The organism is Hylemonella sp. GW821-FHT12C09, assembly GCF_058807395.1.
The window spans coordinates 199,475-216,824 of record NZ_JBXAQQ010000004.1; the positions used below are offsets into that span (position 1 = coordinate 199,475).

The 17,350-nt window shown below is 66.0% G+C and carries 18 protein-coding genes and 1 riboswitch; of the genes, 14 read left to right on the forward strand and 4 right to left on the reverse strand.

Annotated features, from left to right (window positions below; all coding sequences use genetic code 11):
* Positions 1 to 131 precede the first annotated feature (131 nt).
* From AC1RRP_RS08875 to metF, 5 genes are all read left to right on the forward strand, one after another.
* Positions 132 to 596: a hypothetical protein gene (locus tag AC1RRP_RS08875; protein ID WP_493035251.1), complete on the forward strand. Its 465-nt coding sequence runs from the start codon at positions 132 to 134 to the stop codon at positions 594 to 596.
* An 18-nt stretch (positions 597 to 614) separates the two neighbouring features.
* Positions 615 to 1,649, forward strand: coding sequence for an NAD(P)H-dependent flavin oxidoreductase (locus AC1RRP_RS08880; protein WP_493035253.1), 1,035 nt, complete (start codon positions 615 to 617; stop codon positions 1,647 to 1,649).
* A gap of 43 nt (positions 1,650 to 1,692) precedes the next feature.
* Positions 1,693 to 1,797, forward strand: a riboswitch (S-adenosyl-L-homocysteine riboswitch).
* A 73-nt stretch (positions 1,798 to 1,870) separates the two neighbouring features.
* Positions 1,871 to 3,301, forward strand: coding sequence for an adenosylhomocysteinase (gene ahcY / locus AC1RRP_RS08885; protein ID WP_493035255.1), 1,431 nt, complete (start codon positions 1,871 to 1,873; stop codon positions 3,299 to 3,301).
* Complete coding sequence (locus AC1RRP_RS08890; protein ID WP_493035257.1) at positions 3,301 to 4,059, forward strand: TlyA family RNA methyltransferase; 759 nt, start codon at positions 3,301 to 3,303, stop codon at positions 4,057 to 4,059. Before ahcY ends, AC1RRP_RS08890 begins: the two co-directional genes overlap by 1 nt.
* A 10-nt stretch (positions 4,060 to 4,069) precedes the next feature.
* Entirely contained in the window at positions 4,070 to 4,906 is an 837-nt protein-coding gene (metF, locus tag AC1RRP_RS08895) for a methylenetetrahydrofolate reductase [NAD(P)H] (RefSeq protein ID WP_493035259.1), read from the forward strand.
* Between the two features lie 3 nt (positions 4,907 to 4,909).
* Here metF and AC1RRP_RS08900 read toward each other — a convergent pair whose 3' ends face one another.
* On the reverse strand, positions 4,910 to 5,809 hold the full coding sequence (locus tag AC1RRP_RS08900; protein ID WP_493035261.1) for a DMT family transporter: 900 nt from the start codon (positions 5,807 to 5,809) through the stop codon (positions 4,910 to 4,912).
* Positions 5,810 to 5,828: 19 nt separating this feature from the next.
* A complete protein-coding gene (locus AC1RRP_RS08905; RefSeq protein WP_493035263.1) occupies positions 5,829 to 6,722 on the reverse strand; it encodes a 23S rRNA (adenine(2030)-N(6))-methyltransferase RlmJ in 894 nt (297 codons plus the stop codon).
* Between the two features lie 69 nt (positions 6,723 to 6,791).
* On the opposite strand from AC1RRP_RS08905, the gene AC1RRP_RS08910 reads away from it, so the two are divergent.
* The 7 genes from AC1RRP_RS08910 (at position 6,792) to erpA (ending at position 12,836) form a co-directional block, all read left to right on the forward strand.
* Positions 6,792 to 8,498, forward strand: coding sequence for a serine/threonine protein kinase (locus AC1RRP_RS08910; RefSeq protein WP_493035265.1), 1,707 nt, complete (start codon positions 6,792 to 6,794; stop codon positions 8,496 to 8,498).
* 86 nt (positions 8,499 to 8,584) lie between these two features.
* Positions 8,585 to 10,153 (forward strand): serine/threonine protein kinase, encoded by a 1,569-nt coding sequence (locus AC1RRP_RS08915; RefSeq protein ID WP_493035267.1) that lies wholly within the window; start codon positions 8,585 to 8,587, stop codon positions 10,151 to 10,153.
* A gap of 165 nt (positions 10,154 to 10,318) precedes the next feature.
* Complete coding sequence (gene rplM, locus AC1RRP_RS08920; RefSeq protein WP_493035269.1) at positions 10,319 to 10,750, forward strand: 50S ribosomal protein L13; 432 nt, start codon at positions 10,319 to 10,321, stop codon at positions 10,748 to 10,750.
* Positions 10,751 to 10,761: 11 nt separating this feature from the next.
* The gene (rpsI, locus tag AC1RRP_RS08925; RefSeq protein WP_493035271.1) at positions 10,762 to 11,154 is read left to right on the forward strand and encodes a 30S ribosomal protein S9; all 393 of its coding nucleotides are present in this window, start codon (positions 10,762 to 10,764) and stop codon (positions 11,152 to 11,154) included.
* Positions 11,155 to 11,258: 104 nt separating this feature from the next.
* Positions 11,259 to 11,987, forward strand: a complete 729-nt coding sequence (locus AC1RRP_RS08930) for a DUF6776 family protein (protein ID WP_493035273.1) — start codon at positions 11,259 to 11,261, stop codon at positions 11,985 to 11,987.
* A 24-nt stretch (positions 11,988 to 12,011) separates the two neighbouring features.
* Positions 12,012 to 12,407, forward strand: coding sequence for a bactofilin family protein (locus tag AC1RRP_RS08935; protein ID WP_493035275.1), 396 nt, complete (start codon positions 12,012 to 12,014; stop codon positions 12,405 to 12,407).
* Positions 12,408 to 12,470: 63 nt separating this feature from the next.
* Positions 12,471 to 12,836 carry an iron-sulfur cluster insertion protein ErpA gene (erpA, locus tag AC1RRP_RS08940; RefSeq protein ID WP_057674712.1) on the forward strand — a complete coding sequence of 122 codons (366 nt, stop codon included), beginning with the start codon at positions 12,471 to 12,473 and terminating at the stop codon, positions 12,834 to 12,836.
* 14 nt (positions 12,837 to 12,850) lie between these two features.
* Here erpA and AC1RRP_RS08945 read toward each other — a convergent pair whose 3' ends face one another.
* Together AC1RRP_RS08945 and AC1RRP_RS08950 are read right to left on the reverse strand one after the other, a co-directional pair.
* Complete coding sequence (locus AC1RRP_RS08945) at positions 12,851 to 13,957, reverse strand: anhydro-N-acetylmuramic acid kinase (RefSeq protein ID WP_493035277.1); 1,107 nt, start codon at positions 13,955 to 13,957, stop codon at positions 12,851 to 12,853.
* Between the two features lie 7 nt (positions 13,958 to 13,964).
* The gene (locus tag AC1RRP_RS08950) at positions 13,965 to 15,365 is read right to left on the reverse strand and encodes a peptidoglycan DD-metalloendopeptidase family protein (protein ID WP_493035279.1); all 1,401 of its coding nucleotides are present in this window, start codon (positions 15,363 to 15,365) and stop codon (positions 13,965 to 13,967) included.
* 120 nt (positions 15,366 to 15,485) lie between these two features.
* Here AC1RRP_RS08950 and tyrS point away from each other — a divergent pair, with 120 nt between their 5' ends.
* Both tyrS and AC1RRP_RS08960 read left to right on the forward strand, forming a co-directional pair.
* The gene (gene tyrS / locus AC1RRP_RS08955; RefSeq protein ID WP_493035281.1) at positions 15,486 to 16,736 is read left to right on the forward strand and encodes a tyrosine--tRNA ligase; all 1,251 of its coding nucleotides are present in this window, start codon (positions 15,486 to 15,488) and stop codon (positions 16,734 to 16,736) included.
* Positions 16,737 to 16,867: 131 nt separating this feature from the next.
* Positions 16,868 to 17,347: a hypothetical protein gene (locus AC1RRP_RS08960; RefSeq protein ID WP_493035283.1), complete on the forward strand. Its 480-nt coding sequence runs from the start codon at positions 16,868 to 16,870 to the stop codon at positions 17,345 to 17,347.
* The last annotated feature ends 3 nt before the right edge of the window (positions 17,348 to 17,350 follow it).

The following is a 17,350-nucleotide window of genomic DNA, read 5'->3' on the forward strand; positions in this document are numbered from 1 at the left end:
TGGCAGCAATTTTACCCGGGCAGCCCACGGCGGGGCGCTTGCCGGCGCTATAGTGCATTCGATGACGCCGGCACCGGTTTGCCGGGCGCACCGGCGCACTGGCGCTGAACACTGGAGAAGGACCTGCTGTCATGATGAATCCTGGCAAAAAGATGTGGATCGCCGCGCTGGCCGTGGCCAGCGTGCTCGGCAGCGTGCCCGCCAACGCCGGCCCTTATTCGGATGACCTGTCCAAGTGCCTGGTGCGCTCCACCGGCGACGCGGAAAAGCGGACCCTGGTGAAATGGATCTTTGCCGCCGTGGCGCTGCATCCCGAGGTGGCCGACATCTCGTCCGTCACGCCAGCGCAGCGCGCCGAGATGACCCGCAACACGGCCAAGATCTTCGAGAAACTGCTGGCCGATTCCTGCCGCACCGAAGTTCAGCAGGCTGTCCAGTACGAAGGCCCGCAGACCATCGGTTCGAGCTTTCAGGTGTTGGGCCAGGTGGCCGCGCGCGAGCTGTTCTCCAACCCGAACGTCGCTGCCAATATGGCCGATCTGGGCAAGTACATCGATCAGAAGCGCATCGCCGAAGCCATGGGCAAGGCACGCTGAAGCCGGGGCCAGACGAGCATGGGTCTGCAAGAGCTGTTGGGGATCGAACTCCCCCTGGTCCAGGCGCCCATGGCCGGTGTGCAGGGCAGTGCGCTGGCCATTGCGGTGTCCAATGCCGGGGGGCTGGGTTCCTTGCCCTGCGCCATGCTGGGGCCGGATGCGATGCGGGCCGAGCTGGACAAGATTCGCGCCCAGACCGACAAGCCCTACAACGTCAATTTCTTCTGCCATCGCCCGCCTGCGCCCGACCCGACGCGCGAGGCGCTGTGGCGACAAAACCTGGCCCATTACTACCGTGAGTTCGATGTCGACCCGGCCACCCTGTCCGCGGGGCCCGGTCGCCTGCCTTTTGATGCTGCTACGGCTGAACTGCTGGCCGAATTCAAGCCGCCGGTGGTGAGTTTCCATTTCGGCCTGCCCGATGAAGCTCTGCTGGCGCGCCTGCGCAGCTGGGGCGCCAAAGTCATCTCTTCGGCGACCACGGTGGACGAGGCGCGCTGGCTGGAAGCCCGCGGCGTGGACGTGATCATCGCCCAGGGGCTGGAGGCCGGCGGCCACCGCGGCATGTTCCTGAGCGATGACCTGAGCACCCAGCTCGGCACCTTCGCGCTGCTGCCGCAGGTCGTGCGTGCGGTGCAGGTACCGGTGGTGGCCGCCGGTGGCATCAGCGACGCAGCGGGTGTGCGGGCCGCCCTGGCGCTGGGCGCCGCTGGCGTGCAGGTGGGCACGGCCTACCTGCTGTGCCCCGAGGCCACCACCAGCGCCGTGCACCGGGCTGCCCTGCAGAGCCCTGCGGCCACCCATACGGCCCTCACTAATCTGTACACCGGACGTCCGGCGCGTGGCATCCTGACCCGGTTGATGCGCGAGCAGGGCCCGATGAACGCCCTGGCGCCGGCTTTCCCGCTGGCCACGGCGGCGGTGGCCCCACTGCGTGCCAGGGCGGAAGCTGCGGGCAGCGGGGACTTTTCTCCCCTCTGGGCTGGGCAAAACACCAGTGGGTGCCGTCCCGTGCCGGCGGCACAGCTCACGCGCGAGCTGGCCGGGTCCTGACCGACGGGGCTGCACAAAAGCGCCAGGCTCCGTATAATCACGCCTTTCCGAGGAGCGTTGCGGCTCGTCCCGCCTGTTTCACCAGGCCGACGGGTTAGGCTCGGAACCCAGGGCGGCATGCCCTGCCTTCCAACTGCGCTCACCCACCGTTTGCGGGGAGGTGAGTCCGCTCTCTCTGCGCATCCGGTGGCGTTCAACCTCGCTTTGAATTGGAGTCCACCATGAGTGCTGTTCTCAAACCCGCCCAGGATTACGTTGTTGCCGACATGTCGCTTGCCGACTGGGGCCGCAAGGAAATCAGGATCGCCGAAACCGAGATGCCTGGCCTGATGGCCATCCGCGAAGAATTCGCGGCCAAGAAGCCCCTGAAGGGCGCGCGCATCACCGGCTCCCTGCACATGACCATCCAGACCGCCGTGCTGGTGGAAACGCTGGAAGCCCTGGGCGCCGAAGTGCGCTGGGCCTCGTGCAACATCTACTCCACGCAAGACCACGCCGCTGCCGCCCTGGTGGCCAAGGGCACGCCCGTGTTCGCCTACAAGGGCGAGACCCTGAAGGACTACTGGGACTACACCCACCGCATCTTCGACTTCGGCCCCAAGGGCTCGGAAGGCGAAGGCCCGAACATGATCCTGGACGACGGTGGTGACGCCACGCTGCTGATGCACCTGGGCAAGAACGCCGAGAAGGATGCCGCGCTGATCGCCAACCCCAAGAGCGAGGAAGAGCGCGAGCTGTTCGCCGCCATCAAGGCCAAGCTGGCCGTGGACCCGACCTGGTACAGCCGCAAGGGCGCCAAGATCATCGGCGTGACCGAAGAGACCACCACCGGCGTGCACCGCCTCAAGGAAATGTCCGCCAAGGGCAGCCTGATGTTCCGTGCCATCAACGTGAACGACTCGGTGACCAAGAGCAAGTTCGACAATCTGTATGGCTGCCGCGAGTCGCTGGTGGACGGTATCAAGCGCGCCACCGACGTCATGATCGCCGGCAAGGTGGCCTGTGTGGCCGGCTACGGCGACGTGGGCAAGGGCTCGGCCCAGGCCCTGCGCGCCCTGAGCGCCCAGGTCTGGGTGACCGAGATCGACCCCATCAACGCCCTGCAGGCTGCCATGGAAGGCTACAAGGTCGTGACCATGGAATACGCCGCCGACAAGGCCGACATTTTCGTGACCTCCACGGGCAACAAGAGCGTCATCACCTATGAGCACATGGCCCAGATGAAGGACCAGGCCATCGTCTGCAACATCGGTCACTTCGACAACGAGATCGACGTGGCTGCGATCGAAGCCAAATGCAAATGGGAAGAGATCAAGCCCCAGGTGGACCATGTGATCTTCCCGGACGGCAAGCGCATCATCCTGCTGGCCAAGGGCCGCCTGGTGAACCTGGGCTGCGGCACGGGCCACCCGAGCTTCGTGATGAGCTCCTCCTTCGCCAACCAGACCATTGCCCAGATCGAGCTGTTCACGCACAGCGACTACTACGAGGCCGGCAAGGTCTACGTGCTGCCCAAGCACCTGGACGAGAAGGTGGCACGTCTGCACCTGAAGAAGGTCGGCGCCATGCTGACCGAGCTGAGCGACGAGCAGGCCGCCTACATCGGCGTGCCGAAGCAAGGCCCGTACAAGCCGGATACGTATCGTTATTGATGCGTGTTGACCAACTGCTGGTCCAGCGCCAGCTCGCCAGCACCCGCTCCCAGGCCCAGCGCCTGATCGCGGGTGGCGTCGAGTGGCTGCAGGGCGAGGCGTGGAAACGCGTCGTCAAGAACGGCGACGAGGTGCCCGACGATGCGCAGCTGCGCCTGCTCGACGACGCCGAAGCGCGCTATGTCTCGCGCGGCGGCCTCAAGCTGGAGGCCGCGCTCAAGCGCGTCGGTCTGTCGGTGCAGGGGCGCACCTGTCTGGATGTCGGCCAGTCCACCGGCGGCTTCACGGACTGCCTGCTGCAGGCCGGTGCCGCACGGGTGGTGGGGCTGGACGTCGGCCAGGCGCAACTGCACGCCAGCCTGCGCGACGATCCCCGCGTGCTTTGCATCGAGAAGGTCAATGCGCGTGACCCGGAGGCGATCGCCGAGGCCCTGGCCGATGACGAGGTGCTCGAGGCCGGTTTCGACCTGCTGGTGGGCGACCTGTCCTTCATCTCGCAGACCCTGGTGCTGCCGGCCGTCGTGCCGCTGCTCAAGTCCGGCGGCCACCTGCTGATGCTGGTCAAGCCGCAGTTCGAGCTGCAGCCGGGCCAGGTGGGCAAGGGCGGCATCGTGCGCGACACCGCCTTGTACCCGCTGATCGAGCAACGCCTGCGCGATGCCTGCTCCGCCCTGGACCTGGCGGTGCAGGACTGGTTCGACTCGCCCATCGAGGGCGGCGACGGCAACCGCGAATTTTTCATCCACGCCATCAAGTGAAGAGGCCCCGATGAGCCTGCAACAGCTGCCCCTGAGCATTGAGTTCTTTCCGCCCAAGACGCCCGAAGGTGTCGAGAAGCTGCGCGCCGTGCGTCAGCAGCTCAAGGCCTTGAAGCCCGAGTTCTGCTCGGTCACCTACGGGGCCGGTGGCTCCACCCAGGAAGGCACGTTTGCCGCGGTGCGCGAGATCCTCGCCGAGGGCATGGACGCGGCCTCGCACATCTCCTGCATCGGTGCCACCCAGGCCACCATGCGCGAGAACCTGGCCACCCTGAAGGCCATGGGCGTGAAGCGCCTGGTCACGCTGCGTGGTGACCTGCCCAGCGGCTACGGTGCCGGCGGCGAGTTCCAGTACGCCAGCGACCTGGTGGCTTTCATCCGCGCCGAGACCGGCGACCACTTCCACGTCGAGGTGGCGGCTTATCCGGAAATCCACCCGCAGGCCAAATCGCCGGCGGCGGATCTGCAGGCCTTTGTGACCAAGGTGAAGGCCGGCGCCGACTCGGCCATCACGCAGTATTTCTACAACGCCGATGCCTATTTCCGCTTCGTTGAAGAGGCCGATGCCCTGGGCGTGACCGTCCCCGTGGTGCCGGGCATCATGCCCATCACCAGCTCCACCCAGCTGATGCGTTTCAGTGACGCCTGCGGCGCCGAGATCCCGCGCTGGATCCGCCTGCGCCTGCAGAGTTTTGGTGACGACACGGCATCGATCAAGGCGTTCGGCCTGGACGTGGTCACGGAACTGTGCGAACAGCTGCGCGCCGGTGGCGCGCCGGCCCTGCACTTCTACAGCATGAACCAGAGCGTGGCCACGCTGGAGATCTGCAAGCGTCTGGGGCTTTGATCCTCAGGGCGCCGGCTTGCGCGTCACCAGGTAGATGCCGGGCAGCACCAGGGCCATGCCCCAGAGGTGAAAGGCGCTCAGCCCTTCACCCAGCACCCCCCAGGCCATGAGGGCGGTGTAGATGGGGCTCAGGTACAGCACCACGCTGACCCGTGCCGCGCCGAGTTCGCGTTGCATGAAGGAATGGGCCAGGTAGGCGCCGAAGCCCGGGATGATGGCGGCGGTCAGCGCCAGCACGCCGCCTTCAGTCGTCACGGCCGGTAATGGACTGGAGAGGACTTCCCACAAGGCAAAGGGCAGGTTGATCAGGGCGCCGGCCAGGCTGATCAAGGCCAGCTGCGCCCCCAGACCCAGGGGGCTGTGCCATTTCCTGAGCAGCAGGGAATACAGGGTCCAGGACAGCGTGGCCCCCAGGATCCAGCCATCCCCCGGGACGAACTGCACCGCAGTCAGCGTGTCCCATTGCCCCTTCAGCACCACGTGCAGGACGCCCGTCAGGGCCAGCCCCAGACCCAGAGCCTGGCGCAGGCGGAATCGTTCACCCAGCCACAAGGCCGAGGCCAGCACGATCAGCACCGGCGAGATCGCGTAGATGAGGCCGATGTTGGCGGCGCTGGTGGTGTGGCCGCCGATGTAGACCCAGGCGCCGCAGATCCACATGCCGAGCGCACCAAGGACGAGGTAATGGGTCCAGTCGACCAGCACCTGGCGCCGGTGCGCCCAGATCTCGGCATGGGTGCCCAGGGCGAAGAGTCCGCTGGCCAAGAGCCAGCGCAACATGGCGAGCAGGTGCGGTTCGATCACACCGGTGGCCTTGCGTGCGACCAGGGCATTGACGGCCCAGAGCGCTGGTGTGATGAAGAGCAGCGCCAGGGCGAGGCGGTGGCGGGCGGCGGCGTGCATGCCGATGGCGTGTGCCGGCTCAGCCGCCGCTGTCCAGCGTGAAGCCGGCGTTGCGGTCCTGGCCAAGCCGCTTCACGAGCTGCGGCAGTGCGGGCTGCAGCAAGCCCTTGAGCGTGTGCGGCGGGTTGATCACGAACATGCCGCTGGCCGGCAGGCCGGGGCGCTTGGCCTCGCCCTGGGCGGCGGCCACGCTCAGCTTGCTCGACTTGACCGTCAACGTGGCGTGCAGCCAGGGCTTGCCGGCTTTGGTGGCCAGGGTCTTGAGCTTGCGCGGCAGGTCGTGCGCCTCGGGCCGCGGAATGATGGGGTACCACACAGCATAGGTGCCGGTGGCAAAGCGCTTGAGTGCCTCGGTCACCATGGCCACCACGCGTGGGTAGTCGTTCTTGATCTCGTAGCTGGGGTCGCACAGCAGCAGCGCGCGGCGCGAGGGCGGGGGCAGGAACTTGTTGACGCAGCCGAAGCCGTCTTCGCGCAGCACCACCACCTGGCGCCCGGCATGGAGCTGCGCCACATTGGCGTCCAGGGTCTTGGCATCGGTCGGGTGCAGCTCGTAGAGCTTGAGCAGGTCGTGCTCGCGCAGCAGGCGCTGGATGATGAAGGGCGAGCCGGGGTAGACGCGCCAGTTGTTCTTGCTGTTGAAGCTGGCGATCAGGTCCAGATAGTCCTGCAGGGCCGGAGCCAGCGGTTCATCGCTGCCAGAGGCCAGCAGGCGCTGGATGCCTTCGGCGGCCTCGCCACTCGTGTCGGCAAACTCGCTGTCGAGCCGGTAGAGCCCGGCGCCGGCGTGGGTGTCGAGCACGGTGAGCGCGGCCTCTTTTTGCGTGAGGTGGCGCAGCAGAGCAATGAGCACGGTGTGCTTGAGCACATCGGCGTGGTTGCCGGCATGGAAGGCGTGGCGGTAGCTGAACATGGTAATAGGATGTTAATGACGGAGCGGCCGTGTCCGGGACGCCTGCGTTCCGTGCAAGAATCATCCGTTATGGCCGATATTCTCGTTGATCCTGCCCAGCCTGCGGCGCCGAGGCCGGCACAGCCGGTGTCGCACGTGGACGCCCTGCCGCCGGGCACGCGCCTGGCCGAGTTCGAGGTCCAGGGCCTGTTGGGCGTCGGCGGCTTCGGTCTGGTCTACCGTGCCTATGACACCTCCCTGCAGCGTTCCGTGGCCATCAAGGAATACATGCCTGCGGCGCTGGCCGCCCGGCTGGATGGCACCACGGTATCGGTGCGTTCATCGGCCGACCAGGCCACTTACCAGTCCGGCCTGCAGTCCTTCATCGCCGAAGCGCGCCTGCTGGCGCAGTTCGACCACCCCTCGCTGGTCAAGGTCTACCGTTTCTGGGAAGCCAACAACACGGCCTATATGGTCATGCCCCTGTACCGGGGGATGACACTCAAGCAGGCACGCAGCCAGATGGCAGCGCCACCGCCCGAAGCCTGGTTGCGCGCTGTGCTCTGGTCCGTGTTGCAGGGCTTGCACGTGCTGCACCGCAACGATGCGCTGCATCGCGACATCTCCCCCGACAACATCTTCCTGCAGGACATGGGACCGCCGGTCTTGCTGGACCTGGGCGCCGCGCGGCGCGCCATCAGCGACAAGTCGCACCGGCTCACCGCCATCCTCAAGGTCAACTACGCACCGATCGAGCAATACGCCGAGGCCGAGGACCTGAAGCAGGGCCCCTGGACCGACCTCTACGCCCTGGCGGCCGTGGTCTACAGCTGCCTGCGCAACGACCCACCGCTGCCCGCCACGGCGCGCGTGGTGCGCGACAGCCTGCCCTCCGTGCGCAGCGTCGTGGCGACGGTGAAGGAGCATTTCGGGCTCGCCTACTCGGACGAATTCGTGCGCACCATCCAGCACGCCCTGGCCGTGCAACCCGCCGACCGGCCGCAGAACCTGGCGGCCTTTGTGACCGAGATGAAGCTCAAGGCCTCACCCCGGTTGAGCAAGTTCGACTGGCGGGCGGAACTCGGGCCCTCGCTGCGCGCCGACGAAGAGGAATACAACTCCCGCCAGTTCTGGCATACCCAGCCGCAGACCGTGCGACACACGGCCTCGTCAGCCAAGGCCTCGAAGAAGGGTGAACGCCGTGGCCGCTTCGCGCGGTGGGCCAAGCCCGTGGGCCTGGGGGTGGCGCTGCTGCTGGGGGGCGCACTCCTCTGGAGCTGGCTGGCGGGTGAGGGTGGGCCCTTGCGTGATCGGCCAAGGACGTCGTCTCCAGAGTCCGTCGTCGCGCCGGCGGCCCCGCCCGCATCGACGGAGACGCAGGTACCGTCCGGCGCCGCGGCTGATGCCGGGGCCTTTGCCGCGGGCGCCGTCCCGCCGCAGCCGCCGGCCGTGCCTGCGCCAGTGGCGACCCCGGCCCCCAAGGTGCCTGCCACCTCGATCACGACACCACCGGCTCCCAGGCCGCGTCCGGCGGTCAAGGCTGCGCCCAGGGAGGACGAGCGCCAGCCCGTCGCCCGTCCGCGGCCTGCTGCGCCGGAAGCGCCGCCCAAGGCGGCAAGCACGCCCCCTGCCCAGGAATCGGCCCAGGGTACGAACAAGGTCTTGTGTGCGGATGCCAATTTCTTTACCCGCCCCATGTGCATCCACCTCGAATGCCAGAAGGCCGAGAACAAGCCCTTGGCGGTGTGCATCGAGAACCGGCAGCGTTATCCGGACGGCGCCAACCCGGGCCCGTGACATGCCTGACCGCTGGTGACCGCACCGGCCGCAGCAAGCCCGGGCCGTGGCCGTGAGGCCGGCATTCCATGCAAGAATGATTTCTTATGGCCGACACCCCGCTTGATACCCCACCACCAGCTGCGTCGCAGCCGGTGGTGCACCTGGACGCTCTGCCGCCCGGCACGCGCCTGGCCGAGTTCGAGCTGCAGGACCTGCTGGGCGTGGGGGGCTTCGGTCTGGTCTACCGGGCCTACGACCATTCGCTGCACCGCACAGTGGCCATCAAGGAGTACATGCCATCGGCGCTGGTGGCGCGCCAGAATGGCCAGCTGCTGTCGATCCGTTCCTCGGCCGACCAGGCCACCTACCAGCACGGCCTGCAGTCCTTCGTGGCCGAGGCACGCCTGCTGGCGCAGTTCGACCACCCCTCGCTGGTCAAGGTCTACCGCTTCTGGGAGGCCAACAACACCGCCTACATGGCCATGCCCTTGTACCGGGGCGTGACACTCAAGCAGGCCCGTGTCCAGATGGCATCCCCTCCGCCCGAGGACTGGCTGCGCACCATGCTGTGGTCCATCCTGCAGGCCTTGCAGGTGCTGCACGAGCACAACACACTGCACCGCGACGTTTCGCCCGACAACATCTTCCTGCAGGACATGGGGCCGCCGGTCTTGCTGGACCTGGGCGCTGCGCGGCGCGCCATCACCGACCAGTCGCGCAAGCACACGGCCATTCTCAAGGTCAATTACGCGCCGATCGAGCAGTACGCCCAGGCCGACGATCTGAAACAGGGCCCCTGGACCGATCTCTACGCCCTGGCGGCCGTGGTCTACAGCTGCCTGCGCAACGACCCGCCGCTGCCCGCCACGGCGCGTGTGGTGCGCGACAGCATGCCTACGGTGGGCAGCGTGGCCGCGACGGTGAAGGCGCATTTCGGGAACGGGTACTCGGGCGCTTTTGTGCAGGCCATCAGCCATGCGCTGGCGATACAGCCGGCCGAGCGGCCGCAGAGTGTGCATGAATTCGTGCAGGAAATGGGCCTGCAGGCACCGGCAGGGCTGGGCAAGTTCGACTGGCGCTCCGCCCTCGGTGTCGATCTGCTGCCCGATCCGCAGGACCACTCGGGCGCGAACCTGAAAACCCAGCCTCCGACCCAGACCGTACCTGTAACCGCCCCTGCGACGGTGCCTGTGACGGCGCGCATGCCTGCCCGGCGCTGGCACGGACGGGCTTGGGCTCTGGTGGGGGCGGTCGCTCTGTTGGCGGTCTTGGGGATCTACTGGGGCCTGTCCAGTGATTTGCCACTGGTGGCGGCTCCGGAGCCGGCCCCGATGCCAGCACCGGCCATGAGCCGCGCAGCGGTGCCTGAACCGGCGGCGTCCGATCCCACGGACCCCTGGCCTGTCGCGGCCCAGGCGGATGCTCCCGCACAGGCTGGCGAGACGCGTACACCGCCGGCCCCTGCGGTCAGACCCGCCAGTCCGGCCTCGGCGCCGCGGGCCGTTGCGCGACCGGCCAAACCACGTCCCCCCAAGCCCTTGTGTGTGGATGCTAACTTCTTCGCTTATCCTGTGTGCCTGTTTCGGGAGTGCCTGAAGAAAGAGAACTTCAACCACCCGGTCTGCGTCGAAAGCCGCCGCAACTCAGCCAACCAGCCCACGCCCGCGCCCTGAGCCAAGCGGGCGCCCTCAGAGGGGCCAAAACTCGTATAATGGTGGGCTTCGCAGCGCTTTTGTGGCCCCGCGGCGAAGGCTTCCAACCCACCTAAGAGATTCCCAACAGAGGAAAACCGACCGTGGAAAAGGGCTGCCCAAACCCTCTTTTTTAGAGAAAAACTCATGACCAATACGTTCAGCGCCAAACCCGCTGACGTGAAGCACGAGTGGTTTGTGATTGACGCGACCGACAAGGTCCTCGGACGAGTAGCCAGCGAAGTTGCTCTCCGTTTGCGCGGCAAACACAAGGCCATTTACACGCCTCACGTCGATACCGGTGACTTCATCGTCATCATCAACGCAGCCAAGCTGCGCGTGACCGGTACCAAGGAACTCGACAAGATTTACTACCGCCACTCCGGTTTTCCGGGCGGCATCTACGCTACCAACTTCCGCGACATGCAGGCCAAGCATCCCGGCCGCGCACTCGAGAAGGCCGTCAAGGGCATGCTGCCCAAGGGTCCGCTCGGCTACGCCATGATCAAGAAGCTCAAGGTGTACGGTGGTGCAGAGCACCCCCACACTGCCCAGCAACCCCAAGTGTTGGCAATCTAAGGAGCCTTGAGATGATTGGTGAATGGAACAATGGCACCGGCCGTCGCAAATCCAGCGTCGCCCGCGTGTTTCTGAAAAAAGGCACCGGCAAGATCACGGTCAACGGCAAGGATATCCAGGAATATTTCGGCCGCGAAACCTCGATCATGATTGCCAAGCAGCCGCTCATGCTGACCAACCACGCCGAGACCTTCGACGTGCAGGTCAATGTGCACGGCGGTGGTGAGTCCGGCCAGGCCGGCGCAACCCGCCACGGCATCACGCGTGCCCTGATCGACTACGACGCTTCGCTCAAGCCCACCTTGTCGCAAGCCGGCTTCGTGACGCGCGATGCCCGCGAAGTGGAACGTAAGAAGGTCGGTCTGCACTCTGCACGCCGTCGCAAGCAGTTCAGCAAGCGCTAAGCCTGCCTGTTGTCCGCAAGGGCAACAATCTGTTGCAAAACCGGGGCCGCCAGGATGGAAATTCTGGCGGCCCTTGTCTTTGTGGCTGCTAGACTCATCGGCTTATGCGATTGCGACTGCTACTCCGCCGCCTGACGGTCAGTGCACCGCGCATGTCCGTGCGCAGTGCCTTGCCCTGGCCTTTCCGCTGGATCGGCGCGGCTGTTGTGCTGGGTTTTTGCGCGGCCATCGGCCTGTGGGCCTTCGAGTTCGGCAAGGAGATTGCCGGCATCGATGATGGGCGCATCGAGTACCTGGCCCGGCTCGAGCGTCAGGTGTCTGATCTGCAGCAGGAGCTGGAGGTCATGAAGGAGGAGCGCAACAAGGCGCTGTCCCTGGCCAATACCTCGACCACGCTGATGACCGCGGAGAAGTCGGCCCAGGAGCGACTCTCGACCCTGAACAAGCAACTGGAAGTCGACAACCAGCGCCTGCGCGACGATCTTGGCTTCTTCGAAAAGTTGATCCCCACCGTCGGCACGGAAGCCCTGGCTATCCGTGGCCTGCAGGCCGAGGTGCAGGACGGGCGCCAGGTCAAGTGGCAGGTGCTGGTGATCCAGCCGCTGAAGAATGCCCCGGAATTCTCGGGCCGGCTGGAGATCAGCTTCTCCGGTTTGCAGGCGGGGCGTCCCTGGGCGGCAACCTTGCCCGGGGGGCCGCAAACGATTAAGCTGCGTCAGTACGCGCGCGCCGAGGGGGTGTTCGATCTGCCGCCTCAGACCCTGGTCAAGGGGGTCAGCGTCAAAGTCATGGACGGCACCCTGGTCAAGGCTGTGCAGTCGATCAAGTTGTAATTCAAGTCTGATGGGGAAAACCAGATGTTCAACAAGAAAAAGCAGCCCGCCATCCGCAGCCTGATCGCTGATGGCAACCACATCGAAGGCCATATCCACTTCACCGACGGCCTGCGTGTCGATGGCACGGTGGTGGGTGACGTGCGGTCCAGTGAGGACAAGAACAGCATCCTCGTGATCTCCGAAACCGCCTCGGTCACGGGCGAGGTGCACGCCGACCACGTCATCGTCAATGGCTCGGTCAAGGGGCCGGTGTATGCCCGCCGCATGCTGGAATTGCAGCCCAAGGCGCGGATCGAGGGGGATGTCTACTACACCGCCCTGGAAATGCACCAGGGCGCCATCATCGCCGGCCTGCTGCGCCCTACGCCGGCCATGATGGAGGAAAAGCCCACACTGAAACTGGCGGCAAATAACTGAAGCAGGAATTCCCGAGCGATCGGGTGTACTATTAATGCAGTTTATTTTCCCCTGGAGTCATCCATGAGCGCCGTTGCCGAATCCATCCAGACCGAGATGCCCGCCCCCATCCTCTTCACCGACAGCGCGGCCGCCAAGGTGGCCGACCTGATCGCCGAAGAGGGCAACCCCGACCTCAAGCTGCGCGTCTTCGTGCAGGGCGGCGGTTGTTCCGGCTTCCAGTATGGCTTCACCTTCGACGAAGTGGCCAACGAGGACGACACCACCATGACCAAGAATGGCGTGTCCCTGCTGATAGATGCCATGAGTTACCAGTACCTGCTGGGCGCCGAGATCGACTACAAGGAAGACCTGCAAGGCGCCCAGTTCGTGATCAAGAACCCGAACGCCAGCACCACCTGCGGCTGCGGTTCGTCCTTCTCCGTCTAAGCGCGCTTCCCGGCTCAGGCCGGGTAGATCGCACCCAGCACACGGGCGCCTCGGGCGCCCGTGACGCTTTTCAGGCTGCCGGTTTCCCGGTGCACGGCCTTGCGTGCCAGCCAGGCAAAGGCGGCAGCTTCCACCTGCAGCGGTGGCAGGCCCTGTTGCTCCGATGACGTCACCTCCAGCGCTGACAGATGTGTCTGCAGGCGCAGCATCAGATGGGTGTTGAGGGCGCCCCCGCCACAGACGATCAGGCGGCGACTGCCGGCCGCATGGCGCAGCACGTCGGCGGCGCAGACGCGGGCGGTCAGTTCGGTCAGCGTGGCTTGCACATCCTCGGCGGGCAAGGTTTCGAAGCCGGTCAGCTTGCCAGCCAGCCAGGCCGGGTTGAACAGATCGCGTCCGCTGCTCTTGGGGGCGGGCAGGGCGAAGTAGGGCTCCTGCAGCATTGCTTTCAGCAGCCCGGCGTCCACCTGCCCGCTGGCCGCCCAGCGCCCCTGCTCGTCAAAAGCCTGGCCGGTGTGCTGGCGGCACCATGCGTCCATCAGGGCGTTGCCAGGTCCGCAGTCCCAGCCCAGCACCGCATCGTCGCGAAGCACCGACAGGTTGGAGATGCCGCCGATATTGAGCACCGCAACGGTCTGGCCAGCTCGGCCGAACAGGGCCTGATGGAAGGCTGGCACCAGGGGCGCGCCCTGGCCGCCGGCGGCGACATCGCGGCTGCGGAAATCGGCGACGACCGTGATGCCGCTGAGTTCGGCCAAAAGGGCCGGGTTGTTGAGCTGCAGGGTGTAGCCGATGCCGTCAAAGGCACCCGGGCGATGCCTTACGGTCTGCCCGTGCGCGCCGATGGCACAGATGGCCGTGGCTGGCAGGTCGGCCGCCCTGAGCAGGTCGGAGACGACCTGGGCGTAGACGTGGCTCAGGGCGTTGGCGGCCAGGGCCGCGCGGTGCAGCTCGTTGTCGCCCTGCCCGTTCAGGGCCAGCAGCTCGGCCGCCAGTTCAGCCGGGAAAGGGTGCCAGGCATGCTGCAGGACAACGGTGCTGGTGCCACTGCAGTCGGCGAGCACACCATCCACGCCGTCCAGCGAGGTGCCGGACATCAGGCCGATGTAGTGCTCGGGCATGCCGGATTCAGCGCGCCGCCAGCAGCTGTGCGGCCGCCAATTGCTGGCGTGTCACGGCGGCCAGACGGTTGAAGACCGGGCGGGCGGCGGCTGACACGGGAATGGACTCGCTGTTGCGCGCGATCGCCAGCGGGTTCTGGTGCCTGCCGTTGATGCGAAATTCGTAGTGCAGATGCGGTCCGGTGGCCCAGCCGGTGGCGCCGACCGCACCAATGTTCTGTCCCTGCTCGACGCGCTGGCCGCGACGCACGGCAATGCGGCTCAGGTGGGCGTAGACCGTGACGTGGTTGTTGCGGTGGCGGACAAAGACCACATTGCCGAAGCCGCCCTGGACACCTGAAAACTCGACCACACCGTCGCCGACGCTGCGCACCGGGGTGCCCGTGGGCGCGGCGTAGTCCACGCCCAGATGGGCCGTCCATTTTTGCAGGATGGGGTGGAAGCGCATCTTGAAGCCGCTGGTCACGCGCGAGAAGGCCAGCGGTGAGGCCAGGTAGGCGCGCTTGAGGCTCTGGCCTTCCAGCGAATAGTAGCCGCTACGACCCTGGGTGCGCGTGGGGCGGCCCTCTTCCACCGGGGTGGGGTTGGTCGCGGTGGGTTCCTGGAACCACATGGCCTGGTAGGCCTTGCCACCGTTGACGAATTCGGCGCTGAGGACGCGCCCGGCGCGCAGGGGCTCACCGTCGCCTTCCAGCACTTCGTAGACGACCGAGTAGCGGTCGCCTTTGCGCAGTTCGCGATGGAAGTCGATGTCACCGGAGAAGATCTCGGCGATCTGGATCGCCACGGCGTCGGGGATGCCGGCCTCGTCGGCCGAAGCGAACAGCGAGCTGTCGATGGTGGCGCCGGCGATGCGGATGGAGGCCGTCAGGGTGGCGTTCTCAAGCCTGGACTTGAAGGTGGTGCCGGATTTCTCGATCACCAGGCGCTTGAAGCTGCCGTCGTCGTCCGGGCTCCAGCGCGCCACCAGCTTGATCAGGGTGTTGCGTTCGCTGGCTTCGGCACTGAGCTGGCGGCCGGTGCGGCCGAGCAGGTGGCGATGAACCAGGGGGTCGCGGCGCAGGAAGTCAGCGGCCTGCGGATCGTCCATGCCGAGGCGGCGCAGCAGCGTGTCGGCGGTGTCGTTGGCGCGCGAGGCATCTGAGCGATAGAGGCTGTAGCGGTGAAGTTCGAGCGCCGAGGCCTGTTCCTCCAGCGGCAGGGGGGTGACCGTTTCGCGGACTTCGCGCACGGGCAGTTGCGCCACATCGGGTGCCAGCGTGACCACGGCGGCGGCCAGGGCGTAGGCGCCGCCGCCGAGCAGGGCGAGGGACAACAGGGCGGTCGCGAACCCGCGCGGGCGGTGATCAACCGCCTGACGCAAGGCGGCCAGGGTGGCGGAGAGGGTGGTGAGCAGCGTGGTCTTCAAGGATGCGGCCCCAAGGTGGGCAGGCCCGGCCGGATGGCCATCCGGCGCCACTTAAAATCGTGGCCTCAGGGGTAGACCCAAGTATATCGGCCCATCTCCGGGCCACAGCGAAAAATCTTTATGAATCAAGCTTCTGTGTCGACTTTTCCCCTCACCGACCGGGTCCGCGAGGCGCTCGCCGTGACCCGGCGCGGCTGCGAGGAGTTGATCCCCGAATCCGACTGGGTGCAGAAGCTGTCCCGTTCCGAGGCCACGGGCACGCCGCTGCGCATCAAGCTGGGCCTGGACCCGACCGCGCCGGACATCCACATCGGCCACACCGTGGTGCTCAACAAGATGCGCCAGTTGCAGGACCTGGGGCACCAGGTCATCTTCCTGATCGGCGACTTCACCAGCCTGATCGGCGACCCCTCGGGGCGCAACAGCACACGCCCGCCGCTCACGCCCGAGCAGATCAAGGCCAATGCCGAGACCTACTACCGCCAGGCCAGCCTGGTGCTGGACCCGGCGAAAACGGAGATTCGCTACAACAGCGAATGGAGCCTGCCCCTGGGCTCCATGGGCATGATCCAGCTGGCGGCCAAGTACACCGTGGCGCGCATGATGGAGCGCAACGATTTCCACGACCGCTTCAAGGCCGGCACGCCGATCTCGGTGCACGAGTTCCTCTACCCGCTGATGCAGGGCTACGACTCGGTGGCCCTGAAAAGCGATCTCGAACTGGGTGGCACCGACCAGAAGTTCAACTTGCTCATGGGCCGGCACCTGCAGGCCGAATACGGCCAGGAACCGCAGTGCATCCTGACCATGCCGCTGCTCGAAGGCCTGGACGGCGTGGACAAGATGTCCAAGTCCAAGAACAACTACATCGGCATCACCGAGGATGCCAACAGCATGTTCGCCAAGGTACTCTCGATCAGCGACGAGCTGATGTGGCGCTGGTATACGCTGCTGAGTTTCCGTTCCATGGCCGAGATCGAAAAGCTGAAGCAGGAAGTGACCGGTGGGCGCAACCCCAAGGATGCCAAGGTTCAGTTGGCCAAGGAGATCACGGCGCGTTTCCACTCGGCCGCCGCCGCCGATGCGGCCGAGCAGGATTTCATCAACCGCAGCAAGGGCGGCATTCCCGACGAGATCGAGGAGCAGACGCTCACGCTGGAGGGCGGTCCCGTCGGCATTGCCGCGCTGCTCAAGCAGGCTGGCCTGGTGGCCTCGTCTGGCGAGGGCAGCCGTCTGATCGACGGCGGCGGGGTGCGCGTGGATGCTGCGGTGGTCAGTGACAAGGGCCTCAAGCTCGGTGCCGGCACCTATGTGCTGCAGGTGGGCAAGCGCAAGTTCAAGAAAGTCACGCTGGTGTCCTCCGGGGCCTGACTTGCCGGCTGGCCGTCGGTATGCTGCAATGCGGTGGAAGTTATATAGACCGCCCTTGGTGGAAACACGGGGCTGGGTACGTTGACGGTGGTGAAATAATCCGCTGATTCAATAAAGCAAGGTTGGGCGGCATGGAAGCGCAAGCGATATACCGGAAATCCGACAAGGGGACAGAAGCCATCGCGACCCGCGGTCACGGCGTGGGCGGCAAGCTGCGCATGCTGCTCATACTGGTCGATGGCAAGAAGAACGTCGAAGAACTGACCCGGCTGGCGGCCGGCATGGGCGAGTCGGACCAGTTGCTGCAACAGCTGGAAGCGGACGGTTTCATCGAAGTCCTACCCGGCGGGGCTGGCGCCAGGCCAGCGGGAGGGCCGGCCGCGGCATCAGGCGCAGACCTGGGCAAACTCAAAGCGCTGGCGACCCGCCTCTTGCTCGAACAGCTGGGCCCGCTGGCAGATGAGCTGTCTCTCAGGGTCGAAGCGACCCGGGACCTGCCCCAGTTCGTCGAGGCCATGAAGCGGGCCTACACCGTGGTGCGTGATGTCAAGGGCCAGGCGGTAGCCGACCGCTTTGGTGCCGAAGTCGAAGCCCAGTTGCCGAAGACCTGAGAC